General features: G+C 72.5%; 23 protein-coding genes. 13 read left to right on the top strand and 10 right to left on the bottom strand.

The window, feature by feature from the left end:
* Window positions 1-93 precede the first annotated feature (93 nt).
* Window positions 94-3,756, bottom strand: coding sequence for a bifunctional proline dehydrogenase/L-glutamate gamma-semialdehyde dehydrogenase (locus tag ACQ5BE_RS12660; protein WP_430297335.1), 3,663 nt, complete (start codon window positions 3,754-3,756; stop codon window positions 94-96).
* A gap of 150 nt (window positions 3,757-3,906) precedes the next feature.
* Between ACQ5BE_RS12660 and ACQ5BE_RS12655 the strand changes: the two genes are divergently transcribed.
* Together ACQ5BE_RS12655 and putP are read left to right on the top strand one after the other, a co-directional pair.
* On the top strand, window positions 3,907-4,827 hold the full coding sequence (locus ACQ5BE_RS12655) for a LysR family transcriptional regulator (RefSeq protein WP_430297334.1): 921 nt from the start codon (window positions 3,907-3,909) through the stop codon (window positions 4,825-4,827).
* Window positions 4,828-4,943: 116 nt separating this feature from the next.
* Window positions 4,944-6,464: a sodium/proline symporter PutP gene (gene putP / locus ACQ5BE_RS12650; RefSeq protein WP_430297333.1), complete on the top strand. Its 1,521-nt coding sequence runs from the start codon at window positions 4,944-4,946 to the stop codon at window positions 6,462-6,464.
* A gap of 97 nt (window positions 6,465-6,561) precedes the next feature.
* Here putP and ACQ5BE_RS12645 read toward each other — a convergent pair whose 3' ends face one another.
* The 3 genes from ACQ5BE_RS12645 to ACQ5BE_RS12635 all read right to left on the bottom strand — a co-directional run bounded on the left by ACQ5BE_RS12645 (window position 6,562) and on the right by ACQ5BE_RS12635 (window position 9,239).
* Window positions 6,562-7,020, bottom strand: a complete 459-nt coding sequence (locus tag ACQ5BE_RS12645) for a Dps family protein (RefSeq protein WP_430297332.1) — start codon at window positions 7,018-7,020, stop codon at window positions 6,562-6,564.
* Window positions 7,021-7,091: 71 nt separating this feature from the next.
* Window positions 7,092-8,087: a bile acid:sodium symporter family protein gene (locus ACQ5BE_RS12640; protein ID WP_430297331.1), complete on the bottom strand. Its 996-nt coding sequence runs from the start codon at window positions 8,085-8,087 to the stop codon at window positions 7,092-7,094.
* 51 nt (window positions 8,088-8,138) lie between these two features.
* A complete protein-coding gene (locus ACQ5BE_RS12635; protein ID WP_430297330.1) occupies window positions 8,139-9,239 on the bottom strand; it encodes a GTP pyrophosphokinase in 1,101 nt (366 codons plus the stop codon).
* A gap of 192 nt (window positions 9,240-9,431) precedes the next feature.
* Between ACQ5BE_RS12635 and ACQ5BE_RS12630 the strand changes: the two genes are divergently transcribed.
* Entirely contained in the window at window positions 9,432-11,003 is a 1,572-nt protein-coding gene (locus ACQ5BE_RS12630) for a DUF4389 domain-containing protein (RefSeq protein ID WP_430297329.1), read from the top strand.
* Entirely contained in the window at window positions 11,000-11,551 is a 552-nt protein-coding gene (locus ACQ5BE_RS12625) for an META domain-containing protein (RefSeq protein WP_430297328.1), read from the top strand. Before ACQ5BE_RS12630 ends, ACQ5BE_RS12625 begins: the two co-directional genes overlap by 4 nt.
* Here the strand turns inward: ACQ5BE_RS12625 and ACQ5BE_RS12620 are convergent.
* On the bottom strand, window positions 11,538-12,989 hold the full coding sequence (locus ACQ5BE_RS12620; RefSeq protein WP_430297327.1) for a sugar porter family MFS transporter: 1,452 nt from the start codon (window positions 12,987-12,989) through the stop codon (window positions 11,538-11,540). The two genes, ACQ5BE_RS12625 and ACQ5BE_RS12620, sit on opposite strands and share 14 nt — an antisense overlap.
* A 181-nt stretch (window positions 12,990-13,170) precedes the next feature.
* On the opposite strand from ACQ5BE_RS12620, the gene ACQ5BE_RS12615 reads away from it, so the two are divergent.
* Genes ACQ5BE_RS12615 through ACQ5BE_RS12605 form a run of 3 tightly spaced genes read left to right on the top strand, consistent with a single transcriptional unit; the run spans window position 13,171 to window position 15,515 of the window.
* A complete protein-coding gene (locus ACQ5BE_RS12615) occupies window positions 13,171-14,142 on the top strand; it encodes a carbohydrate kinase family protein (RefSeq protein WP_430297326.1) in 972 nt (323 codons plus the stop codon).
* Entirely contained in the window at window positions 14,139-14,657 is a 519-nt protein-coding gene (locus ACQ5BE_RS12610; protein WP_344299913.1) for a YbhB/YbcL family Raf kinase inhibitor-like protein, read from the top strand. Before ACQ5BE_RS12615 ends, ACQ5BE_RS12610 begins: the two co-directional genes overlap by 4 nt.
* Window positions 14,658-14,702: 45 nt before the next feature.
* Complete coding sequence (locus ACQ5BE_RS12605) at window positions 14,703-15,515, top strand: HAD family hydrolase (protein ID WP_430297386.1); 813 nt, start codon at window positions 14,703-14,705, stop codon at window positions 15,513-15,515.
* A 133-nt stretch (window positions 15,516-15,648) separates the two neighbouring features.
* Here the strand turns inward: ACQ5BE_RS12605 and ACQ5BE_RS12600 are convergent, their stop codons facing one another.
* The gene (locus ACQ5BE_RS12600; protein WP_208711191.1) at window positions 15,649-15,798 is read right to left on the bottom strand and encodes a lmo0937 family membrane protein; all 150 of its coding nucleotides are present in this window, start codon (window positions 15,796-15,798) and stop codon (window positions 15,649-15,651) included.
* A gap of 114 nt (window positions 15,799-15,912) precedes the next feature.
* On the opposite strand from ACQ5BE_RS12600, the gene ACQ5BE_RS12595 reads away from it, so the two are divergent.
* The 3 genes from ACQ5BE_RS12595 to ACQ5BE_RS12585 all read left to right on the top strand — a co-directional run bounded on the left by ACQ5BE_RS12595 (window position 15,913) and on the right by ACQ5BE_RS12585 (window position 18,631).
* Window positions 15,913-16,422 carry an OsmC family protein gene (locus tag ACQ5BE_RS12595; RefSeq protein WP_430297325.1) on the top strand — a complete coding sequence of 170 codons (510 nt, stop codon included), beginning with the start codon at window positions 15,913-15,915 and terminating at the stop codon, window positions 16,420-16,422.
* Window positions 16,423-16,462: 40 nt separating this feature from the next.
* The gene (locus ACQ5BE_RS12590; RefSeq protein WP_430297324.1) at window positions 16,463-17,680 is read left to right on the top strand and encodes a flavin-containing monooxygenase; all 1,218 of its coding nucleotides are present in this window, start codon (window positions 16,463-16,465) and stop codon (window positions 17,678-17,680) included.
* A 99-nt stretch (window positions 17,681-17,779) separates the two neighbouring features.
* Window positions 17,780-18,631: a hypothetical protein gene (locus tag ACQ5BE_RS12585; RefSeq protein ID WP_430297323.1), complete on the top strand. Its 852-nt coding sequence runs from the start codon at window positions 17,780-17,782 to the stop codon at window positions 18,629-18,631.
* Here ACQ5BE_RS12585 and ACQ5BE_RS12580 read toward each other — a convergent pair.
* Entirely contained in the window at window positions 18,591-18,821 is a 231-nt protein-coding gene (locus ACQ5BE_RS12580) for a hypothetical protein (RefSeq protein ID WP_430297322.1), read from the bottom strand. The genes ACQ5BE_RS12585 and ACQ5BE_RS12580 overlap by 41 nt on opposite strands.
* Before the next feature lie 141 nt (window positions 18,822-18,962).
* Here ACQ5BE_RS12580 and ACQ5BE_RS12575 point away from each other — a divergent pair, with 141 nt between their 5' ends.
* Window positions 18,963-19,862: a S1C family serine protease gene (locus tag ACQ5BE_RS12575; protein WP_430297385.1), complete on the top strand. Its 900-nt coding sequence runs from the start codon at window positions 18,963-18,965 to the stop codon at window positions 19,860-19,862.
* A gap of 44 nt (window positions 19,863-19,906) precedes the next feature.
* On the opposite strand, the gene ACQ5BE_RS12570 is transcribed toward ACQ5BE_RS12575, so the two are convergent.
* Complete coding sequence (locus ACQ5BE_RS12570; protein WP_430297321.1) at window positions 19,907-20,737, bottom strand: PhzF family phenazine biosynthesis protein; 831 nt, start codon at window positions 20,735-20,737, stop codon at window positions 19,907-19,909.
* Window positions 20,734-21,219 carry an NUDIX domain-containing protein gene (locus ACQ5BE_RS12565; RefSeq protein WP_430297320.1) on the bottom strand — a complete coding sequence of 162 codons (486 nt, stop codon included), beginning with the start codon at window positions 21,217-21,219 and terminating at the stop codon, window positions 20,734-20,736. The genes ACQ5BE_RS12570 and ACQ5BE_RS12565 overlap by 4 nt, the downstream gene beginning before the upstream one ends.
* Window positions 21,220-21,250: 31 nt before the next feature.
* Here ACQ5BE_RS12565 and ACQ5BE_RS12560 point away from each other — a divergent pair, with 31 nt between their 5' ends.
* A complete protein-coding gene (locus ACQ5BE_RS12560; RefSeq protein ID WP_430297319.1) occupies window positions 21,251-22,024 on the top strand; it encodes a glycerophosphodiester phosphodiesterase in 774 nt (257 codons plus the stop codon).
* A 32-nt stretch (window positions 22,025-22,056) separates the two neighbouring features.
* On the opposite strand, the gene ACQ5BE_RS12555 is transcribed toward ACQ5BE_RS12560, so the two are convergent.
* Window positions 22,057-22,647: a TMEM175 family protein gene (locus ACQ5BE_RS12555; protein ID WP_430297318.1), complete on the bottom strand. Its 591-nt coding sequence runs from the start codon at window positions 22,645-22,647 to the stop codon at window positions 22,057-22,059.
* Window positions 22,648-22,685: 38 nt separating this feature from the next.
* Between ACQ5BE_RS12555 and ACQ5BE_RS12550 the strand changes: the two genes are divergently transcribed.
* Window positions 22,686-23,801, top strand: coding sequence for a glycerate kinase (locus ACQ5BE_RS12550; RefSeq protein WP_430297317.1), 1,116 nt, complete (start codon window positions 22,686-22,688; stop codon window positions 23,799-23,801).
* Window positions 23,802-24,193 lie beyond the last annotated feature (392 nt).

Genomic DNA, 24,193 nt, shown 5'->3' with positions numbered 1-24,193 from the left:
GCATTCCCTTCGTGAGCTGGTCAAAGTGCCGCGTCCCGGGGCCACACGACGTGGCTCCCGGGACGCGACTCCTTGACGGAGGGGAGGCGACTCCTAGACGCCCGCCGCCAGGGCCACGGGGTTCGGGTTCCCGAAGCGGTGCGCGGTGATGGACACGGCCTGCTCGTGCAGGAACGGCAGCAGCTCGACCCGCCCCGCGGAGACCACGGGGTGCGCGTACACGGCGATGTCCGGCGTGCCTCCCACGGCGTCGGCGAGGGCGCGCACTGCGGAGGCCGCGGCGTCGCCCGTGCCGGCGATGAGCCGCACCCGGCCGGACCCGAGGGCCGCTGCCCTGCGCAGCCACGCCGCAGAGTCCTCGACCGTCACGCCGACCCGGTGCCGGCGCAGGACGTCGGCGGTGGTGCCGGGAAGCCCGACGGCGGTGCTCACCGTCACGCGCGCCCCGGCCGCGAGCCCGGCAGCGGCCACGCGCAGGAGCTCCGCGACGCCGTGGCCCGAGGTCCCGGCCTCGAAGCGGACCGTCACAGGGAGCGGCCGGTACCGGAACACGTTGCGCTCGCAGGCCAGGCCGGAGACGTCCTTCGACACGCCGAACTCCGCGGCCCACGCTGCGGCGTCGGAGCCGAGCGCGGCGGCCAGCCACGCGGCGTCGTGCGCGGGGAGGACGGTGCTCGAAGCGGCGAGCAGCTCCCCGGCCGCCTCGCCGACCCGCGCGCCGCCGGCCACGGGCGCGTCCTCCCACGAGCCGAGGCCCACGAGGTAGTTGGGGCCGCCCGCCTTGGTCCCGGCGCCCACCGCGGACTTCTTCCACCCGCCGAACGGCTGGCGCTGGACGATCGCGCCGGTGATGCCGCGGTTCACGTACAGGTTGCCGGCCTGGATGTGCTCGAGCCAGTAGTCCAGCTCGGCCGGGTCGAGGGAATGCAGGCCCGAGGTGAGGCCGTACTCGATCTGGTTGACCAGGGCCACGGCCTCCTCGAGGGTCTCGGCGGTCATGACGCCGAGGATCGGACCGAAGTACTCGGTGAGGTGGTACTCGGACCCGGGCTTGACGCCGACCCGCACGCCGGGGCTCCACAGCTTGCCGGTCCCGTCGAGCTGGCGCGGCTCGAGTGCCCAGCTCTCGCCCTCGCCGAGCACCGTCAGGCCGCGACGCAGCTTCTCGCCGGGCGCCTCGATGACCGGGCCCATCTGGGTGCGCGCGTCCCACGGGTACCCGACGTGGAGGGACTGGACGGCGTCGAGCAGCTGGTTGCGGAACCGCTTCGAGCGGCCCACGGAGCCGACGAGCACCACGAGCGAGGCCGCCGAGCACTTCTGGCCCGCGTGCCCGAACGCCGAGTACGCCACATCCTTCGCCGCGAGGTCGAGGTCCGCGGACGGGGTCACGATGATCGCGTTCTTGCCCGAGGTCTCTGCCAGGAGCGGCAGGTCGGGGCGGAACGAGCGGAACAGCTGAGCGGTCTCGTACCCGCCCGTGAGGATGACGCGGTCCACGTCCGGGTGCGCGACGAGCTGACGGCCGAGCTCGCGCCCTGGCTGGCCCTGCGGGAGTTGGACCAGCTGGAGCACCTCGCGGCCCACGCCCGTCTCCGCCTGCGTCTCGTCGAAGGCCTCCCACAGCGCCTCGACCATGACCGCGCCCGAGCGGCGGGCCTGCTTGGCGGGCTTGATGATGACGCCGGTGCCCGCTGCGAGGGCGGCGAGCGTGGACCCGGCCGGGATCGCGACGGGGAAGTTCCACGGCGGGGTCACCACGGTGAGGCGGCCGGGGAGGAACGCCGCGCCGTCGACCTCGTCGAGCCCGCGGGCGAGCTTGGCGTAGTAGTGGGCGAAGTCGATCGCCTCGGACACCTCGGGGTCGCCCTGGTCGAGCGTCTTGCCGGCCTCGCTGGCCATGACCTCGAGCAGCTCGGCGCGGCGGCGCTCGAGCGCGCGGCCGGCGGCGTCGAGCACGACGGCGCGCTGGGCACCGGTGAGGGCACCCCACCGCCCGCCGGCGTCCACCGCGGTGCGCACGACGGCGCCGAGCTCGCCCTCGGTGGAGAGCTCGGCGGCGTCGGCACTCGCCTGGCCGAGGTCCGAGGCCTGGGCGCGCTCGATGATGGCCCGGCCCCACGCCCGGTTGCCCGGGAGGTCGGGGTCGGTGTCCGGGGTGTTGGCGAAGCGGATCCCCGTCCCGCCCCCCGTCCCCGCCCCTCTGGGGGTCAGGTCCTGAAGGTCACCTGAGGTGACCCCCGGGAGGTGACCCCCAGACGGGTGGCGGCGGTCCTGGATGCGGTGCGGCTGCGGAACCGTGCGGTGGCCGTCGCCGTCGGCGAACGGGGGCTCCCCCAGCGCGGCGAGGGAGGCGCGGAACCGCTTCTCCTCGCGCTCGAAGAGCGCTGCGCCGTTGGGGTCGTCCGACCCGAGGTCGAACACCGCGGACATGAAGTTGTCCTGGCTCGCCCCCTCCTCGAGGCGGCGGATGAGGTAGGCGATCGCGACGTCGAACTCGCCCGGGTGCACCACCGGCGTGTAGAGGAGGAGGTGGCCCACGTCCTTCAGCACGGCCTGGGCCTGGGCGGAGGCCATGCCGAGGAGCATCTCGAACTCCACCTGGCCTGCGCCGTCGCGGACCCCGAGGTCCACGCCGCGCGCCCTCGCGAGCAGCCACGCGAGGGCGATGTCGAAGAGGTTGTGCCCCGCGATCCCGACGCGCACGGCGGCGAGGCGGTCCGGGTGGAGGGCGTAGTCGAGGACGGCCTTGTAGGACGTGTCCGACTCCTGCTTGGAGTGCCACGTGGCGACCGGCCAGCCGTGGATCTCCGCGTCGACGTGCTCCATGGGCAGGTTCGCGCCCTTGACCACGCGGACCTTGATCGGGGCACCGCCGGCGGCGATGCGGGGGGAGGCCCATTCCTGGAGGTGCATCATCGCGCCAAGGGCGTCGGGGAGGTAGGCCTGGAGCACGATCCCGGCCTCGAGGCCGCGGAACTCCGGCCGGTCGAGGAGCCGCGTGAAGACCGCGATCGTGAGGTCGAGGTCCTTGTACTCCTCCATGTCGAGGTTGATGAACTTGGGCTTGCCCTCCGCGCAGCTGTCCGCGGCGAGGCGGTAGAGCGGTGCGAGCCGCTCGGTGATGTGGTCCACGGCCTCGTCGAAGGCCCAGTGGTTGTGCGGGGCGACGGTCGAGGAGACCTTGATGGAGACGTAGTCGACGTCGTCGCGGGAGAGCAGGCGGCGCGTGCCCTCGAGCCGGCGTGCCGCCTCGCCCTCGCCGAGGATGGCCTCGCCGAGGAGGTTGACGTTGAGGCGGATGCCGGGCTTGCGGATCTTGGCGATCGCGGGCCCGAGCTTCGCGTCCGAGGCGTCGACGATGAGGTGGCCGACCATCTCGCGCAGCACGCGGCGCGCGATCGGGACGACGACGCCGGGCATCATCGGAGCGAGCGAGCCTCCGAGGACCACGGCCCGGCGCATGTACCACGGGAGGAATCCCGGGACCTTGGGAGCGATGGCCCGCAGGTTCCGGGCCGCGACGGAGAGGTCCTCCGGGCGCACGACGCCGTCCACGAACCCCACCGTGAACGCGAGGCCATTCGGGTCCTTGAGAACGCCGGCGAGCTGCGCGGCGGAGGCACCCACCGGAAGCTTCGCAGCTTCGTCGAGCCAGGTGCGCACCTGGGCGACGGCGGCGTCGGCGAGGTCCTGCGGACGGATGGGGGCGGCCGCTGCCGGCGGCGGGGTGGTGAAGGCGCTCGTGGAGCTCATTGCGGCGGTCCTGTCTGGTGCTCGAGGGGTCGGAGGGTGGCCCACGGGAGGGGCGTGCTGGCTCCAGTATGTGACGGCCCTTACGGAAGCAAAAGCGATCTTTCGTGATGGATAATGGTGAGCAGAAGTGAATGATCCGGAAGGTTTCCCATGCTCGAAATCCGCCGGCTGAGGCTGCTGCGGGAGCTGAGCATCCGCGGCACGCTGGCCGAGGTCGCCGAGGCCCTCGCCTACAGCCCGTCCTCGGTGTCCCAGCAGCTCGCCCTCCTCGAGAAGGAGACGGGCGTCGAGCTCCTGCGCAAGTCCGGCCGGGGGGTGCTCCTGACCCCGCAGGCGCAGGTCCTCGTCGCGCACACGGAGGAGCTCCTCGACTCGTTCGAGCGCACGGAGGCCGCGCTCGCGGCGAGCCAGAGCGAGGTCAGCGGCACGGCGCGGCTTGCCGTGTTCCAGACGGCGGCGCTCGCCCTCATGCCGGCCGCCCTGCGGACCCTGCGGCAGCAGCACCCGCAGCTGCGCGTGGAGATGGTCCAGCACGAGCCCGAGACCGCGCTGCGGGAGACGTGGGCGCGCAGCTTCGACCTCGTCGTCGCGGAGCAGTACCCGCACCACGCGGCACCCCACTACGAGGGCCTCGACCGCCAGGGCCTGACCCGGGACGCCATCCGCCTCGCCCTCCCGCCGCGCGGCTCCGGGCCCGAGTTCGACGCCGTGCGGCGGCTCCCCGACGCCGCCCGCGTGCCATGGGTCATGGAACCCCACGGCGCGGCGTCGCGCCACTGGGCGGAGCAGGCCTGCCGGTCCGCCGGATTCGAGCCCGACGTCCGCTACGAGACGGCCGACCTCCAGGCCCACGTGCGCCTCGTTGAGTCGGGCAACGCCGTGGCCCTGCTGCCGGACCTGGTGTGGGTGGGGAGGACGCCGTCCGCGCGCCTCGTGATGCTCGAGGGCACGCCCCAGCGGACCGTGTTCACGGCCATGCGGTCCTCGAGTTCGCAGCACCCCGTGATGCTCGCCGTCCGCCGCGCGCTCGAGGAGACGGCGCACCGCCTCGCCGGCCCGCCGGCCACGTGATCTGCATGTCAAACCGGTAACGGCGCCACGTGGCCCTGCGGCCGCTGCAACACTTGACCCTGTCCCCGGCGTCACGCACCCTGCGGCGCCATGCCATCCGGAGGAAGACATACAGCATGACTGAGCAGACCTTCCAGCTGATTGCCATCGCGGTGTACCTCGCCGCGATGCTGGGCATCGGCTACTACGCCTACCGTCGGACGACGAGCATCGACGGCTACATGCTCGCCGAGCGCGGCCTCCGCCCCTCGGTCGCCGCCCTGTCCGCCAACGCGGCGGACATGTCCGGATGGCTCCTCATGGGCCTGCCGGGCGCGATCTATGCCTCGGGGCTGATCGAGGCATGGATCGCCATCGGCCTGACGGTCGGCGCGTGGCTCAACTGGAAGTTCGTCGCCCCACGGCTGCGGGCGTACACCGAGATCTCCGACAACGCGATCACCATCCCGAGCTTCTTCGAGAAGCGCCTCAAGGACCACTCGCACCTGCTGCGGGTCGCCGCCGCCCTCGTGATCCTGGTCTTCTTCACCTTCTATGTCTCCTCCGGCATGGTCGCCGCGGGCAAGTTCTTCGTGAGCTCGTTCGGCTGGCCGTACCTGTCCGGGATGCTCGTCGTCGCCGGCATCACCCTCCTGTACACGCTCTTCGGCGGCTTCCTCGGCGCGACCCTCACCGACGTCGCCCAGGGCCTGCTCATGTTCGTGGCGCTCATCGCCGTGCCGATCGTCGTCGTGCTCAACATGGGCGACCTCGGCGGGGCCGTGACGACGATGCAGTCCGTCAACCCCGAGGCGCTCGACCTCTTCGCCGGCCTCGAGGACAAGGGCGGCCTCCTCTGGGGCCTCGCGATCTTCTCGACCGCCGCGTGGGGGCTGGGCTACTTCGGCCAGCCGCACATCATCGTCCGCTTCATGGCGCTGCGCACGCCGGGCGAGGCGCGCATCGGCCGCCGCGTCAGCACCACGTGGATGGTCCTCACCGCGCTGGGCGCGATCGGCACCGCCCTCATCGGGATCGCCTACTTCGCCGGCAGCCCTGAGCGCGCGCTCAAGGACCCTGAGACGGTGTTCCTCATCCTGAGCCAGATCTTCTTCCACCCGTTCGTCGCGGGCCTCGTCCTCGCCGCGGTCCTCGCCGCCATCATGTCCACGATGTCGAGCCAGCTCATCGTCTGCTCGTCCGCGCTCGTCGAGGACCTGTACAACATCCTGGGCCGCACGGCGTCCCCCAGGGCCCAGCTGGCCCTCGGCAGGCTCGGCGTCCTGGTGGTCGCGCTCGTCGCCGCCCTCCTGGCCCTCGACTCCGACTCGAAGATCCTGGACCTCGTCTCCTTCGCCTGGGCCGGGTTCGGCGCCGCCTTCGGCCCGATCGTCCTGCTCAGCCTGTACTGGCGCCGGCTCACCGCGGCCGGCGCGTTCGCGGGCCTTGTCACGGGCGCCGTGACGGTGTTCGTGTGGGGCAACATCGCGGTCCTGCACAAGGCGATGTACGAGATCGTCCCGGGCTTCCTGCTCAACATCCTCGTCGCCGTGGTCGTCTCGCGGCTCACCCGCCCGCACGAGGACGTGGACGCCGAGTTCGAGGCCATGGAGCGCGAGGTGGGCGTCAAGGACGCCGTCGCAGCCACTGCCCGCTGACGCGGCGGGAGCCCCGCACGCACGACGCCGGCCCGGTCGCCTGGGGGAGGCGACCGGGCCGGCGTCGTGCGTGGGACCGTGGGGCGGGGCGGGAGGGCTACGCCTTCGTGGGCTTCATCTTCTCCGCACCGATCATCCAGGAGAACTGCTCGAGCTGGAGGATGATCTGGTTGAGCTCGTCGGTCGTGGCGGGGTCCGCCTCCTCGACGGCGTCGTAGATGCCGCGGACGGTCGCGACCGTCTTGTTGAGGGCGGCGACGATGGCGTCCACCGCCTGGCCGGTCGTGATGAGGCTTTCCTCGGCATCCGCGAGGGAGCTCGTCTTGGCGATGGTCTCCGAGCGGCCGTCCGGGACGGCGTGCAGCGCACGCATGCGCTCGGCGATCGTGTCGGTGTGCAGGCGCGCGGCCGCGACCACCTCGTCGAGCTGGAGGTGCAGGTCGCGGAAGTTCGGGCCGACGATGTTCCAGTGGGCCTGCTTGCCGACGAGCGACAGGTCGATGAGGTCCACGAGCACGGCCTGCAGGCCCTTGGCGAGTTCCTCGGAAGCCTTCATGGGTCAGTCCTTTCCCTCGGGGTTGTGCACTGTCCCTACCCGGCCCGCGCGGCAGCCAAAAGTGAGGCGGGCTACCCTTGGGCGGCCTCGTCCGGCAGCGGGCGGCGCGCGAGCCACGCGGCCACGACCGCGCCGGAGAGGTTGTGCCACACGGAGAACACCGCGGAGGGCAGCGCGGCGAGCGGCGTGAAGTGCGCGGCCGCGAGGGTTGCCGCGAGGCCGGAGTTCTGCATGCCGACCTCGAACGCGAGGGCGCGACGGGCCTTGTAATCGAGCCGGCCGACCCTGCCCGCGAGGTATCCGAGCCCGAGTCCGAAGCCGTTGTGGAGCACGACGGCGAGCAGCACGATCCCGCCCGCGGCGACCAGCTTCGACGCCGATCCCGCGACCACGATCGCCACGATCGCGGCGATGACCACGGCCGAGATCCACGGCAGCGCGGGCAGGACCTTCGCCACGGCCTTCTTCAGGAACAGGCGGACGGCGAGGCCGAGGACCACGGGGATGAGCACGGTCTTGACGATGTCCAGGATCATGGCGCCGGCGTCGACGTTCAGGAAGGACCCCGCGAGCAGGAGCGTGAGGGCGGGGGTGACGAGGGGTGCGACCAGCGTGGAGACCGTGGCTACGGCGACGGACAGCGCGACGTCGCCCTTCGCGAGGTAGGCCATGACGTTCGACGCCGTGCCCGACGGCGCGCAGCCGACGAGGATGACGCCGACGGCGAGCTCGGGCGGGAGCTGCAGTGCCATCGCGATGGCCCAGCCCGCGCCGGGCATGATGACGTAGTGGGCGACGAGCCCGAGCGCCACGGCCCAGGGTCGCTTCGCGACGGACGCGAAGTCAGGCGGCGTGAGCGTGAGCCCCATGCAGAACATGATGATGCCGAGCAGGTACGGCACGGACGGGGCGGCCGTCTTGATGGCGTCCGGCGCCAGGAAGCCGATGAGGCCGGCGACGATCACGAGCGCGGGGAAGACCGTGACCGCGAGCTTCGCGTCGCGGTCCGCGGCCGTGGGCGCGGGGGCGGGGGCATGGGTGGTCTGGTCAGTGTGCGAGGGGGTCACGCACCCTATCGTTGCATCGGGCACCTAACAGATGCCAGCCGACCGCGCCGGTCAGGTCAGCCGGTAGCGCTCGATCTGCTTGAGCCGGCGCAGGAGCGAGTCGCGCCGCGGGTGGGCGTCGGCGTCGGCCGGCTCCGCGGTGAGGTCGATGTGCTCCGGGCCGAACCGCCACAGGAGCAGGTCGTCCAGGAGCCGGTCGGGGCCGGGGGAGTAGCGGTGGTCGAGGGCCTTGCGGACGTCGGTGATGCGTTCGGCGTCGAGCAGCTCGACGAGCTGCCGCGTCTTGGTCAGCCCGTGCGCGGCGAGGAGTTCGGCGGCCCAGCCCCAGTCGTCGTCGACCTTTCGGTCCACGTGCGGCAGGAGGGTCAGCCAGACCTCGCGGATGCGGTCCGGCGTCAGGGGGCTGCCGCCCTCGCCGGCCGCGTCCCAGTAGCTCACGACCGTCTCGTACCGCTCGTGCAGCTCGGCGAACTCCTTCTCGACCACCTCGAGCATGGCCGCGGTGGCCGTGAACTGCCGGTCGAACTGCGGGCTCCACGCGCGCGGGTCCTGGCTCTTGAAGCGGATGTCGTGCTCGATCTCGCTCCACGCGTGGGCGAAGATCGTGCGGATCTGGCACTCGAAGAAGTAGGAGCCGTTGGCCGGCAGCTCCGGGTTGAAGACCGCCTGGTAGGCCCGGACGGCGTCGTTCTGGAGCGTCCTCAGGATCAGGTGCCGGCTCGAGTACCCGTAGGTGCCGGATTCGATCGAGCCGATGGCTTTCTCCCGGTCGCCGCGGCAGTCGAAGATCTGCCGCTGGCGCTTGATGAGGTTCGCCACCACCGCGTTCTCGCTGGGGAGCTTGGTGATGACCCGGACTCCGACCATGTCGTTGAGCGTGCGGAACGGGTCCGGGAACTTCAGCGTCGGCTCGCCTCCCGGCTCCGCCGGAGGGTCGAGGCGGGAGATCTTCTGCCTGAACGATTCGACCGTCTTGGTCCGGCCGGTGACGAAGAGCGGCGTCACGTCGGCCTCCTTGAAGATGTCCCGCAGGGTGTACAGGACGTCCCTGGTGACGTTCTTCAGCTCGGGCCTCACACGCTCGTACGTCGTGACGGACGCGTCGACGATTGCGCGCTGGCCGGCGTCGAGCCGGTCGTAGTTCGTGGCCATGGGAAGAACGGTAGCAACCGGGGCCGACACCGCTCGTGTCAAGGACCGGCGCCCACTGTGCCGCGAGGCCAACCCACCCGTGGCTTTAGCCCCTAGGCGACCGGCTCTGCCCGTCCGACAGTGGGTACACGGGGCCTGCGGCGCGCTCACTCCGCGCCGCCCCGGGCCCCACCGCCAGGACGAGGGATTCCCATGGCCGCTCCAGCAGCACCCGCCAATGTCTATCCGTATTCCGGTCAGCCGGTGTACCGCATGAAGCCGGGGCACTGGATCCTGCTCGTCCTCGGCGTGCTGCTCGCCGCTGCCGGCGCCGGGCTGACGCTCGCAGGGAGCGCCCTCCTCGCGAGCGACGCGGCCCAGCAGGACGGCCGGTACCTCGTGTCGCAGCAGGAGCGGCTGCGCACGACCGGCTACGCGCTGGTCTCCCGGTCCGCCCGCATCGATTTCGGCGGCGCAGCAGTCTCCGGGATCCCCGGCGTGTCATCGCTCGGTGACCTCGCGAGCCTGCAGGTGCGGGTGACGCCGGTGGTCCCCGGCCAGGAGGTCTTCGTGGGCATCGGCGACGCCGCTCAGGTCGCCGCCTACCTCAAGGACGTCCCGCAGGCCTCGCTCAGCGACGTCTCATGGTGGGCCGGCGGATTCCGGACTCCGCGCGTGACCTCGTCCGCGGCGGACGACCTGCGGCCCACCGCCGGCAGCCAGGCTCCGGCGGCCCCGGCCCAGCAGACGTTCTGGGCAGCCTCCGCCTCCGGTGCCGGCACCCAGCAGCTGGCCTTCGACCTGCGCGAGGGCGAGTGGACCCTCGTGGTGATGAACGCGAACTCGGCCCGGCCCCTCTGGGCGGACGTCCAGTTCGGCGTGCGGTCCCACCTCCTCGGCCCGCTCGGAGGCGGCCTCCTGGCAGGGGGCCTGGTCGGCCTCGTCGTGGGCGTGCCGCTGCTGCTGTTCGGCGCGGCGGGCCTGGGACGCGACATCGGCCTCGCCAGCCGCGCTGCGGGTCCGGGGACGCCGGGCTACCCGGTGCTCTTCACCGGCTTCCTCGATCCCCCGCTGTCCCGCGGACTGTGGCTCGTCAAGTGGCTCCTCGTGATCCCCCATGCCATCGTGCTCGCCATCCTCTGGCCGGCGCTCTTCGTCACCACGATCGCCGCGGGCATCGCGATCCTGTTCACCGGCCGCTATCCGCGCTCGCTGTTCACCTTCAGCGTGGGGGTGCTGCGGTGGACTTGGCGCGTCGGCTTCTACGCCTACGCCGCACTCGGCACCGACCGCTACCCGCCCTTCACCCTGGCCTCCGCCCCGTACCCGGCGGACCTCGACGTCGCCTACCCGGAGCGCCTGTCCCGCGGGCTCGTGCTTGTGAAGTGGTGGCTCCTGGTGCTCCCGCAGCTCCTGATCGTCGCCGCGCTGACCGGCAGCGCCGGCAGCAGGGGGGCCGGGGTGTGGTGGGACGCGGACGGCCGGTGGGCGGGAGGCGGGGGATTCTCGCTGCTCGGCCTCCTGGTGCTCATCACCGCGGTCATCCTCCTGTTCACCGGGCGCTACCAGCAGGGGATCTTCGACTTCGTCGTGGGCATCAACCGCTGGGTCACCAGAGTCGGTGCCTACGCGCTCCTCCTCCGGGACGACTACCCGCCCTTCCGCCTCGACCAGGGGGCCGTCGATCCGCCCGCGAAGGTGCCCACGGGGCCGCTCCCGCCGGTCCCGCCGGGCCCGCCGCCCCCGTCTGGCCCCGGCCAGCAGCCCGGGCCGCCGCCCGCATGAGACGCACGACGGCGGCACTCGCCGGCGCGGGCGCCGCGGCGATGCTCCTGGCCGGCTGCGGCGCGGGGTACGCGGCGCGGACGACGGCGGAACCCAGCCCGTCGTCATCGTCCGCGCCGAGCGCATCGCCGAACCTGGGCGAGCCATCCGCCCCGCGCACCCCGAGCATCACGTGCGACCCGGTGGGCGGGCTGCCCGCCTGCGTGGACTTCGTGTCCGTGTCCGGCAGCGATGCTAGCGGCCCCCTGGCGTGGCTCGGCACCGACCCGCTGGCCTTCCGGCTCGAGGAGGTTGACGGTCAGGTGCACGCCCGCCTGAAGACCCCGTGCAACGTCGGGGACGGACTGGCGTCACTCGACGGGTCGGCACTCACGGTCACCCGCCTCGCCGTCTCCGCGAAGGGCTGCTCCGAGCCGGCCGCCGCGTACGAGCACTGGACGTGGAACCTCATCGGAGCGCCCGTTCCCTACACCTACGACGGCGCGACGCTCACCTTGACCAGCGCCCGCGGCACGGTCGTGTTCCGCCGCTGGGCTACTTCCTGGTGACGACGTAGATCGCGCCGGTCGTGACGTCCTCTTCGAGGGCCTCGAGGGTCCTGCCGCGCGTCTCCGGGACCTGGGTGATCACGAAGAGCAGCGCGAGCGCGCCGACGGCTGCGAAGAGGAAGAACGTCCCCGTGATCCCGGTGGCCTGCACGAGCGAGGGGAAGTAGAGGGAGAGGAAGCCGTTCACGACCCAGAGCATGAAGATCGAGACGCCCGTGCCGATCCCGCGCATGTGCAGTGGGAAGACCTCGGAGAGGTACACCCACACGGCGATGTTGAGGAAGGTCTGCATCGAGCCGACGAACGCGACGACGAGGAACAGGATGACGAACGGCCGGGCGGGGCTGTCCGCCGGCAGCGCCATCGAGGCGACGCCGATCAGCACGTGGCACACCGTGGTCAGGGACAGCCCGGTGATGAACGTCTTGCGGCGGTCGAGGCGGTCCATGAGCGAGAGGCCGATGACGCCGCCGACCACCGCGATCACGCCGGGCGCGATGTTCGCGATGAGCGCGCCGCTCTCGCTGAAGCCGGACTCCTTGAGCACGGTCTGGCCGTAGTACATGATCGAGTTGATTCCGGTCAGCTGCTGCGCCACGCCGAGCCCGATGCCGATCAGGAGGATGCGGAGCAGGTTCCTGTTGGAGAAGATCGCGCGCCAGCCGATCTGGTGGCTCTCGAGCTCCTCCTTGGCGACGTGCTCGACGTCCGCGAGCTCGGCCCGGGCGCGGTCCTCGGAGCGGACGGTGCGCAGCACCGACAGGGCGTCCTCGTGGCGGCCCTTCTCGACCAGCCAGCGGGGGGACTCGGGCATGCGCAGCATGCCGAAGAAGAGGGCGATCGCCGGCAGGGCGCAGATGGCGAACATGATGCGCCAGACGCCCTCGATGTGGCCGTAGACGTTGCCGATGATGGCGTTGACGACGAAGGCCGCGAGCTGGCCCACGACGATGGCCAGCTCGTTGCGGCCAGCAACCGAGCCGCGGATCTCGTACGGCGCGAGCTCGGCGAGGAAGACCGGCACCACCGTGGACGCGCCGCCGACCGCAAGGCCGAGGAGGACACGGCCGATCACGAGCACCGCGAAGTTGGGCGTGAACACCACCGTGAGCGTGCCGACGAAGAACAGGACGGCGAGCAGGATGATCGTCCTGCGGCGTCCCCACCCGTCGGAGAGGCGGCCGCCGCCCATCGCGCCGAGGGCAGCGGCGAAGACGAGCGAGCTGGTGACGACGCCCTCGGTGAAGGCTGTCAGCCCGAGCTCGGCGGACATCGGGCTCAGGGCGCCGTTGATCACGCCGGTGTCGTACCCGAAGAGCAGGCCGCCGAAGGTCGCGACCAGGGCGACCAGCCCGAGGCGCCTCGTGTGCGGCCCGGAGGTGAGCGGCGGGAGGGTCGACGGCGCCGACGAGCGGTGCGCGGCCGGGTGGGAGGACATCAGGACTCCTTTGTCGGATGGCTGCGGGAGTGCGTGACCCGCGTCTCACGAACGAGAATAGCCGACTAAAAGTAAGAATGTAAGGTCATATTCACAATTACGTCATAAGGGGCGCGCGTCTGCGACCGGGCCGGCATTGGGCCAGAGCGCCGCCGAAGGCCGGACTGCTACCGTAAGGGCCATGCTGACAGTCATCGGCGAGGGCCTCATCGACGTCGTCCGCCGCCCCTCGGGGACCGAGTCCCATCCCGGCGGCAGCCCCCTGAACGTGGCGATCGGCCTGGCCCGGCTCGACCACCCTGTCCAGTTCATCGGCCGCTACGGCGACGACGCCCACGGCCGCATGCTCACCGAGCACCTCAAGGGCTCCGGCGTCCTGGTCCCGCTCCCGGCGGACACCGCCCCGACCTCGGTCGCCACGGCCCAGCTCGACCACCACGGAGCCGCGAGCTACCACTTCGACCTCGACTGGCACCTGCCCGACCTGCGGGACCGCCTCGATACGCTCCTCTCCGCCACCACGCTGGTCCACACCGGCTCGATCGCCGCGGTCCTGGAGCCGGGCGCCGACCAGGTGCTGCACGTCGTCGAGCGGGCCCGGCCGCGCGCAACCATCGGCTTCGACCCGAACTGCCGCCCCACCATCACGAGCGATCCCGACGTGGTGCGCGGGCGCGTCGAGCGCTTCGTCGCGCTGGCCGACGTCGTCAAGGCCTCCGACGAGGATCTCGCCTGGCTCTACCCGGGGGTCGACCCGCTCGAGTCGGCCCGCCGGTGGCTCACGCTGGGTGCCCCCGAGGGGCCTGCCATCGTCGTCGTGACCCGCGGCGCCGACGGCCCCTGGGCTGTGTGCCGGGCCGGCGAGGCCCAGGCGAACCCCCCGCGCGTGCGCGTCGCGGACACCGTCGGCGCCGGAGACTCGTTCATGGCCGCGCTGCTCTCCGGCATCGTGGACCGTGAGCTCGACGGCGCGCAGCGGCGCCCCGAGCTGCGCCGCCTCGACGTCCGCGAGCTGCAGCGCATCCTCGAGTTCGCGGCCCGGGCAGCCGCCGTCACCGTCTCCCGTCCCGGTGCCAACCCGCCGAACCGCGCCGAGGTCCGGGCCGGTGCGCCGGCGCCGTCGTCCGCACCGGCCGAGGGAGGTGCGCTGTGACGTTCGAGGTGACCAGCCAGGACCTGGTCGACGGCGGCGAGCTGCCGCGGTCGCAGGCCAGCGCGTACTTCGGCTTGGACGGGCAGGACCTCTCCCCGCAGGTGTCGTGGTCCGGGGCGCCCGAGGGCACCCGCAGCTTCGCCGTGACCGTGATGGACCCGGACGCGAAGCGCGCCGGCGGATTCTGCCACTGGGCGGTCGTGAACATCCCCGCCGCCGTGGACGAGCTCCCCGAGGGCGCCGGCGGCGCCCCCGACGGCATGGGGCCGTCGGGCGACGAGGCGGGCCTCCCCGTGGGCTCGGTCGAGCTCACGAACGACGCCGGGTTCGCCGGATTCGTGGGCGCCGGGCCGCCGAAGGGCTCGGGCCCGCACCGCTACGTCCTGACGGTGCACGCCGTGGGCGCGGAGCGGCTTCCCGCGACCCCGCGCAGCACCGGCTCCCGCGTCCTGAAGGACATCCGGGACCACGAGCTCGCGTCGGCGAGCATCACCTGCACGTTCGAGGTGCGCTGAATGGCTGCTTCGGGCCGGGCGAAGGCCGGTGTGGTCGAGCAGCTCATGCGCCTCGTGGCCAGCGACATCGACGGAACGATCCTGCGCCGCGACGGGCGCATCAGCGAGCGCACCGTGCAGGCGCTGCATGCGTGCGAGGCGGCGGGCGTGGAGCTCGTGTTCGTGACCGGGCGCCCGGCACGGTGGCTCACCCCGCTGAGCGAGCAGCTTGGGCACTCCGGCACGGTGATCTGCTCCAACGGCGCTCTCGTGTACGACCTGGAGACCATGTCCGTCGTGTCCTCCGAGGCGATCCACAGGGACACCGTGCTCGAGGTCCGCGAGATCGTGCGGGGGCTCTTCCCCGAGACTGCCTTCGCCGCGGAGACGCCCGCGGAGTTCGTCATGGAGACCGCGTTCGCGGAGCCGAGGCACCAGCGGCTCCTGGAGGAGGTCCGCCATGGCGACCTCGAGGACCTCATCGACGGCGACGAGGTCGTGAAGTTCATGGCCAAGGTCGAGGGGATCACCGCCGACGAGTACCTGCGCGTGGTGGCCCCGCACGTGGCGCACCTCGTGTCCATCACCCATTCCGCCGTGGACATGACGATGCTCGAGATGGCCCCGCTCGGGGTCAACAAGGCCGTCACCCTGGCCGAGTACGCCCACGCGCTGGGGATCGCCCCTGCCCAGGTGGTCGCGTTCGGGGACATGCCGAACGACGTCGAGATGCTCGCCTGGGCGGGCGAGGGCTATGCGATGTCCTCAGGCCACCCGGACGCGCTCGCCGCGACAGAGCTGCACGCGCCGGGCATCGAGGACGACGGCGTCGCGCAGGTTCTGGAGCGCAAGCTCGGCAAGCTGCGCCGGGCCGGTTAGCCGGGATCACAGGGCTGGGTAGCCGGGCCGGGACACACAGGTGGGCGGGACACACAGCTGGGGACGGAGCACGGGCCCGTGCGGGCCTGTCCTCCGTCCCCAACCGTGAGTCCCCCGAGGCTCTGCCCCGCTGCTACACGGTGCTTCGGCCCCTGACGAAGTGGAAGATGAGCGCGATGATCGCCAGGACGATCAGGATGTGCACCACCCAGCCGAGGCTCGGGAGGGCGATGAAGCCCAGCAGCCAGAGCACGAACAGAATGACAGCGATCCACAGAAGCACGGTGAACTCCTTTTCTCGGGTTGTGGTCTTCGAATACCCCGGCACCCGTCAAACGAAACCGAACTTCTGTCATCCAAGTGGCCCCTCGCGGCCTCGCCGGGCCAAGATGGGTCAATGATCACCACCCGAGACGAACTCCGCGCCGCCCAGGCGCCCCTGAAGCAGCAGTACCGTGACACCCCGGAATCCGCCATGGCGGCGGTCCACGCCTCGGGCACGTTCTCCGAGCCCGGGATCACGGCCACGGTCGAGACGTGGTCCGAGCCCGTGCGGGCCGGCCTGCACCCCTCCACGGGCGGCGACGGCGCCGACGCGTGCTCCGGGGACATGCTCATGGAAGCCCTCGTCGGCTGCGCCGGTGTGACGCTCCGCAGCGTCGCCACGGCCATGAGCATCCCGGTCCGCTCGGCGGAGATCCGTGCCGAGGGCGTGTTCGACGCGCGCGGCACGCTGGGAGTCGACGGCGAGGCCGAGGTCGGAGTCCAGAACGTCCGCATCCTCGCCATCATCGACGCCGACGCCACCGACGAGCAGCTCGAGCGCCTCGCGACCTCCACCGAGCGGTACTGCGTCGTGGGCCAGTCCCTCAAGACACCGCCGGCCGTGGAGGTCAAGCGCCTCTGAGCCCCTGCCGTCTGCCCCACGGCCGCCGTACAATCGCCGCATGTCCACCGTGGTGGTCGTGGGCGCGGGGCAGGCGGGCCTCGCCGTGAGCCACGAGCTCGGCCAGCGAGGCATCGAGCACACCGTCCTCGAACGCTCCCGGATCGGCCAGGCGTGGCGGGACCGCTGGGACTCCTTCACCCTTGTCACCCCGCACTGGTCCCTGGGCCTTCCCGGGAGCCCGTACGAGGGCAGCGACTCGGAGGGGTTCGTGCCGCGGGACGACGTGGTCGGCTACCTCGAGGGCTACGCCGCCGCACAGGCGGCACCCGTCCGGGAGGGCGTCGAGGTCACGCGCCTCGCGCGCACGGAAGGCCGGCGGCTCCGCCTGGACACCACCGAGGGACCGCTGGAGGCCGACGCCGCAGTGGTCTGCACCGGGTCGTTCCGCCGCCAGCACCGCCCCGAGGTCCTGGCCGGCATCCCAGACGACCGCGTCACCCGCTCTGCCGACTACCGGTCCCCGGACCAGCTCCCCGACGGACCCGTCCTGGTGGTCGGCGGCGGCCAGTCCGGCTGCCAGATCGCCGAGGAGCTCCGGCTCGCCGGCAGGGACGTCACCCTCGCGTGCGGCCGCGCGCCCTGGATCCCCCGTCGGCTCGACGGGGTTGACACGGTCACCTGGCTCGCGCGCACCTCGTTCTACGACCTGCCGCTGTCCGCCCTCCCGGCGCCGGCCGCGCGCCTGCTCTCCAACCCCCTCGTGAGCGGCGCCCGCGGCGGGCACGACCTCAACTGGCGCACGCTCTCGGCCCTCGGCGTGCAGCTCGCCGGCCACGTCGCCGCGGTCGACGACGGCGTGGTCGCGTTCGCCGACGACCTCGCCGACTCCGTCGCGTTCGGCGACGCCCGCTGGGCAGACCTGCGCGAGGTGCTCGCGGCGCAGCTGCCCGCGAGGGGCTACCCGGTCCCCGAGCTCCCCGTCCCGGCGCCGTTCGCCGCGGAGCCGGTGCCGCCGATCCCCCTCGGCGAGCTCGGCGCCGTCGTGCTCGCCTCCGGGTTCCGTCCGGACTACAGCTGGATCGAGGCGCCGGCCTGCGACGCGCTGGGCTTTCCGCTCACCGACGACGGCGAGAGCACGGAGGTGCCCGGGCTGTACTTCTGCGGCGTCCACTTCATGCGCACCAGGGCCTCAGCCGTCCTGTTCGGCGTGGGCAGGGACGCCGCCGTGGTGGCGGGGAGGGTGGCCCAGGGCCTCGCCGAGGCGGCACGCCTGTAGGCCCATCGGCCCTACTGCCCGGCCCCGCGCCGTCGGTAGCGTTGCCACTATCCGAGGCGGAAAGTGCCGGCAACCGCGGCGCTGGTGAGGGGTCTGGCGATGAGCTCCGAGACGGTAGGCGTGGGCCACGCGGCGGAGCCTTCGGCGCTGGCCGGACTCGACCTCTCGGGGACCGTGACCAACCTGAGCCGGGTCCGGGCCAAGAACCGTGCCCGGCTGGCCAATTCTGGCCTCACCCGCGCGTTCCTCGAGGCAGGGCTCGCCCTCACCGACCAGGCCTTCACGGGGTCCCGCCAGGCCGAGGGCGCCCGGCAGATCCTCTCCTACGTCTCGCGCCCGCGCATCGTCGCGAGGGCGCAGGCCGACTGCCCCGACCTCGCGCCCACCGAGGCCAAGTTCAGGGACCGGTGGGCTGGCCAGCAGGACTTCCTGGACGACTTCGTCTCCTACGCCCTCGTCTCGCGCGGCGTGACGCTGGAGTCCGCGATCGACCGCTGGGCCGAGGACCTCGCCGCCGCGGACGGCGACGTCGCCGGCGTCGTGCGCAGGATCGCCGACGAGAGCGTGGAGCTCTTCCTCGACCTGCCCTCCTACCGGCTCCAGCTCCTGACGGTGACCTCGGCCGCGGCCGACGCCGTCCTCGCGGGGGCAGCGGCCGCGCTGTACGCGGCCCTCGGGGAGGCGTGGCACGGGCTCCTGGAACGGTTCCTCGGCTCACGCGGGCTGCGGCTGCGTCCCGGCCTCACGGCCGAGCAGGTCGCCGCGCTCATCCAGGCGGTGGGGGAGGGCGCGGGGCTGCGCCTCCTCGCGGGAGTCGGCTACCGCGCGCACGACGGCGAGGGGCCGGGAGCGCTCCTCGCCTCGGCCCTGCTCGGGCTGCTGCTGGGCGCGATCGACGACGGCGGCGGGCTCAGCCTCGACGACGCGGTCGACGCGCGCTTCGGGCGGTAGACCCGGAGACACGGGCCAGGCGCGGCGCGGGGTGGGCGACCTTCACGAGCCCCATCGGCACGAGGACTGCGGCGACCACGAGGAACATGTGGATTCCCGGCCCGATGTTGATGATCATCCCCAGGATCCAGACGGCGAGGGACAGCAGGCCCGACACGAGCATCAGCATCTCGAACTCCTCCTCTGACATGCACTCGACGCTCACATTGTGCGCCCCTCCGCGTCCCGGTGGCTACGTTCGCCCAAGGAGAACGCCGGAATCGAAAGGGCCGGCGGCGTCGTTTTCCCTGCTGTGAGCGAGGACACATCCGGCGCCGTCGACGCCGAGGCGATGGACGCCTACTCCGAGGTGGTCGTCCGGGTGGCGCGGCACCTGACGCCGCGGGTCGCCTCCGTGCGGACCGAGCGCGGGGCGGGCTCCGCCGTCGTGCTCAGCGCCGTGGGGCACCTGGTCACGAACGCGCACGTCGTCGCCCGGTTCTCCCGCGGCGAGGTCGCGTTCGCCGACGGCTCGAGCGGGCCGTTCGACGTCGTGGGCCGCGACCCGCTCTCCGACCTCGCCGTGCTGCGGACCGGGATCGAGATGCCTGAGCCGCCTGACTTCGGCGACGCCGACAGGCTCCTCGTCGGTTCGCTCGTCGTGGCGGTCGGCAGCCCGCTCGGGCTCGAGGGCAGCGTGACGGCGGGCGTGGTGAGCGCCCTCGGGCGGTCGATGCCGGCGCGCGGCCGGACGGCGTCGCGGATCATCGAGGACGTCATCCAGACCGACGCTGCGCTCAACCCCGGCAACTCCGGGGGCGGCCTCGCCGACTCACACGGACGGGTGGTGGGCATCAACACCGCGGTCGCCGGATTCGGGCTCGGCCTCGCCGTGCCGATCAACGCCACGACGCGGCGCATCCTGGACGCCCTGCGGGAGGACGGCCGGGTGCGGCGCGCCTACCTCGGGATCGTGAGCGTGCCGACCCCGCTCGAGCCGCGCTGGTCCGCCCGGACGGGCCGGCGCAGGGCGCTGCGCGTGGCCGAGGTGATGACCGGGAGCCCGGCGGCCGTGAGCGGACTCCACCCCGGCGACGTGCTCCTTGCGATCAACGGCGCCCCGTTGGCGGACGCGCAGTCCCTCCAGCGGCACATGTTCGCCGACGCCATAGGCCGGCGCACCGAGATCACGGTGCTGCGCGGCGAGGCGATGGTCGACGTCGTCGCGGAGCCCACCGAGCTGGCCGACTGAGCCGCCGGGCTGGGGCGGGGATTCCCGATGCGGGCGCCGGGAGCCTACAGCGCGACCGTGCCCCGTACTCCCACCACGGTGTCGCCGCCCACCCAGACGTCCGCGCCCGCGGCGGAGACCCGGACGAGCCCGCGCCGCCCGAGCACCGTGCCCTGCTGGGCGGTGTAGGACGAGGGGGCGCGTCCGCTGCCGATGAGCCACTGGGCCAGGCCGGCGTTGAGGCTCCCCGTGACCGGGTCCTCCGGGACGGCGAGGTCGGGGCAGAAGGCGCGGACCTCGAACGCCGCATCGTCACCGTCAGGCCGAGGCCCGATCACGCCGACCTGGAAGCCGATCATCGCCCCGAAGTCCGGTTGGAGCCCGAGGACCGTCTCCGCGTCCCGCAGGAGCAGCCCCACCCAGCCGGGCCCGTTGTCCACCCAGGCCGAGTCGACGACGTCGTCCGGCGACAGGCCCAGGGAGGCTGCGATTGCGCCCAGGTCCTGCGCATCCACCGGTCCCGAGCGGCGCAGGGGCGGGGCAGCGAAGGCGAGGCGGCCGGCGTCGTCCGCAAGCGTCACGAGGCCGACCCCGCACTCCTGGACGATCCGCCCCGCGGCGGCGGGGACGCCGCCGGCCTCGAGCCAGGCGCGGGCGGAGCCGAGGGTCGGGTGGCCCGCGAACGGCAGCTCGCCGCTCGGGGTGAAGATGCGCAGGCGGTAGTCGGCCCCGGCCTGAATGGGGGGCAGGAGGAACGTGGTCTCCGAGAGGTTGGTCCAGCGGGCGAACGCGGCCATCTCCTCATCCGGGATGCCCTCGGCGTCGTGCACTACCGCGACGGGGTTGCCGCGCAGGAACTCGGACGTGAAGACGTCCACCTGGCTGAAGGCCCTCACAGGACCTCGACTCCGTCCTCGAGCTCGAGCGTGCGGGCCTCTGCGAGCCCGGTGAGCGCGGCCTGGATGTGCAGGGCGCCGTGGTCGCCGAAGTACTCCACGAACTCCGCCGGCGTCACGAAGCGCCACTCCGTGAGCTCCTCCTCCTGGAGGGTGACCTCGGCACCGTCGGGGAGGCTGCCGCCGTCGTACAGGAAGCTCAGCCCGTCCCCGATGGGGTCCGGGAAGGCCGAGTGGGCGATCAGGAGCAGCGCGCCGGGCTCGATGTCCAGCCCGAGCTCCTCGCGGCCCTCGCGGCGGGCGGCCTTTCGGGGCGCCTCGCCCGGATCCACTGTGCCGCCGGGCAGGAGCCAGCCGTCCTTGTAGTTCGGCTTGACGGCCAGGACGTCGCCGCGCTCGTCGCGGATCACGAGGCCGGCGGCGACGCGTCGGCGCGGAAGGGTGCGGAAGTACTCGCGGCTCACGGGGCTCAGCTGCTCCATGCCGTCCAGACTACCGGCGTACCGTGGACGCGTGCCCTACCTCCACCCGGGCCCCATGGCCTTCGCCCACCGCGGCTTCTCCCTCGAGGGCCTCGAGAACACGCTCACCGCGTTCCGCGCCGCGTGGGAGCTCGGATTCACCCACCTCGAGACGGACGTGCGGGCCACGCGCGACGGCGCGCTGGTCGCCTTCCACGACGAGCGGCTCGACCGCGTCGCGGACCGGCCCGGGGAGGTGGGCCAGCTCGACTGGTCTGACGTCGCGGCCGCGCGCGTGGGAGGCGTGGAGAGGGTCCCGCTGCTTGCCGAGCTCGCCGAGGAGCTGCCCGGCGCCTTCCTGAACATCGACGTGAAGTCCGCCGCCGCCGTCGTGCCCCTGGCCGAGGCGATCGAGCGGATGCGGCTGCACGAGCGGATCCTCGTGACCTCCTTCTCGGACGCCCGGCGGCGGGCGGTGCTCGCGCGTCTCTCGCGGCCGGTGGCGTCCTCGGCCGGCATGAGGGGTGCGGCGGCGTTCCGGATCGTCGGATCCGCCCTGCCTGAGGCGGTGCTGCGGCGGATGCTGCGCGACGTCCAGGCGCTGCAGGTGCCCGAATGGACCGGGCGGCTGCGGGTCGTGACGCCGGCGGCCGTCGCGCGGGCCCACCGACTCGGCCTCCAGGTGCACGTGTGGACCGTCAACGAGGCCGCGGACATGGGCCGGCTGCTGGATGCCGGCGTCGACGGGCTCGTGACCGACCGCGCGGATGTGCTGCGGGACGTGCTCCTCGGCAGGGGAGCCTGGCCCCCGCCCGCCCCCCGGTGAGGAGCATCCCGCCGCCGACGGACGCGCCGCCCCTATGCGCCGTCGTCGCCCGCTGCGACCGCCCGCTCGATCCGCCGGTCCGGCACGATCCAGATCGCGGCGACCGCGACGTACGCGGCCACGCTCACCCACGGCGAGAGGAAGGCGCCTGCGGATCCCAGCACGTACAGGCCCATGGACCACTTGCCCTTCGCGTCGTTGCTGATGGCCCGGGCCAGGCGGCTCTCAGCGCCCTGGATCCTGATGAGCCGGGCCTGCAGGATCGTGTACGAGACGGCGGCGGCGAGCAGGTTGATCCCGTACACGAGCACCGGCAGCGTCGCGAGGCTGCTCTCGTCCATCCAGCGCGTCGTGAACGGGACGATCGAGAGCCAGAACAGCAGATTGAGGTTGGCCCACAGCGCCGCACCGTCGATCCTCTGCGTCAGGTGCATGAGGTGGTGGTGGTTGGTCCAGTAGATCCCGATGTACACGAAGCTCAGCACGTAGGTGAGAAGTGTCGGCAGGAACTCTGCGAGGCCGTGGAGGTCCGGCGTGTCCGGGACCTTGAGCTCGAGCACCATGATGGTGATCGCGATCGCCAGGACGCCGTCGCTGAAGGCCTCGACGCGGTTGGTCTCCACGGGGACATTCTGTCAGTGCGTGCTGGCAGGATGGGGGAATGCGCATCCTGATCGCCCCCGACAAGTTCAAGGGCTCCCTCACCGCCGCGGAGGCAGCCGACGCCATGGCCGAGGGCGCCCACGCGGTCTACCCCGACGCCGAGACCGTCCGGGTCCCGGTCGCCGACGGCGGCGAAGGCACGCTCGAGGCGGCCGTCGCGGCGGGCTTCGAGGAGCGCATCCGCGCGGTGACCGGGCCGCTGATCAAGCCGGTCGGCGCGGCGTGGGCCCTCAAGGGGACGGTCGCCGTCATCGAGACCGCCCAAGCCTCCGGACTGGCTGCGCTCGGCTCCGAGCCGGACACTGAGACGGCGCGCCGCGCCCACTCCTACGGTGCCGGGCAGCTCATCGCGGCGGCGCTGGACGCCGGTGCCACCGAGATCGTGCTCGGCGTCGGCGGATCCGCGATGACCGACGGCGGCTCCGGCGCGCTGCGCGCCCTCGGGCTCCGTCCCCTCGACGCTGCGGGCAACATCGTCCCGCTCGGAGGCGCCGCGCTCGCGGACATCGCCACCGTCGACACCTCCGCCCTCGACCCCCGGCTCGCCGGTGCCGACCTGCGCATCGCGGTCGACGTCCGCAACCCGCTCACCGGCGAGGACGGCGCCGCGCACGTCTTCGGCCCCCAGAAGGGCGCCGACCCGGAGACCGTCGCGGCGCTCGACGCCGGGCTCCGCACCTGGGCGAAGGTGCTCGCCGAGGCGACCGGACGCGACGTCGACGTCCCCGGGGCCGGTGCGGCGGGCGGCTTCCCCGCGGCGTTCCTCGCCTTCACCGAGGCCAGGCTCGAGAGCGGGTTCGACCTCGTGGCCGAGCTCGTCGGCCTCGACGCCCAGCTGGCCGGGGCGGACCTGGTGATCACGGGGGAGGGGTCGCTGGACGGGCAGTCCCTCACGGGCAAGGCGCCGATCGCGCTCGCGGACCGGGCACGCGAACGCGGCATCCCGGTGGTCGCGGTCGCCGGGCGCATCCTTGCTACTCCCGAGCAGCTCGCCGAGCACGGCATCGAGGCCGCGGGCGCACTCGTGGACCTCGCGCCCACTCCCTCCGACGCCATCGCCCACGGCGCCCAGTACCTCCGCCGCGCGGTGGCGGAGCTCCTGGCCGGCGCCTGAGGCCCCTTCCGCCGCCGCCCTCATCCGTTTCGGGTACGCCAAATCCCGCCGGAGGGCGTTTCGGGTACGCCAAATCCCCTCGCTAGGCGTCTCGGGTACGCCAGATCCCCCAGACTCCATTGCGGGTACGCCAGATCTCCTCGCTAGGCGTCTCGGGTACGCCAAATCCCCGTCGGTCCGGGCTCCCGGTGGCGAGACGGCTTGTTGCAGGGAAGGCGCCTTGAGGCCGCCTCCACGGCGACAAGGCGTCTCACACCGCGTCCGAAGGCGTCTCAGTTGCCAGAAGCCGTCCCATCGAGCGGGCCCGACTCCCCGGCCCAGCCGACGCACCGCGCACAGGCGACCGGTCGTCGTCGTGCGCTCGCCCCGGGGCACGGCAGAGGCCGCCGGTG

This window comes from Sinomonas sp. B1-1, assembly GCF_050474465.1.
GTDB classification, from domain to species: Bacteria; Actinomycetota; Actinomycetes; order Actinomycetales; family Micrococcaceae; genus Sinomonas; species Sinomonas flava.
Note: the sequence above shows the minus strand (reverse complement) of the source record. Positions and strands in the feature narration are given on the sequence as shown.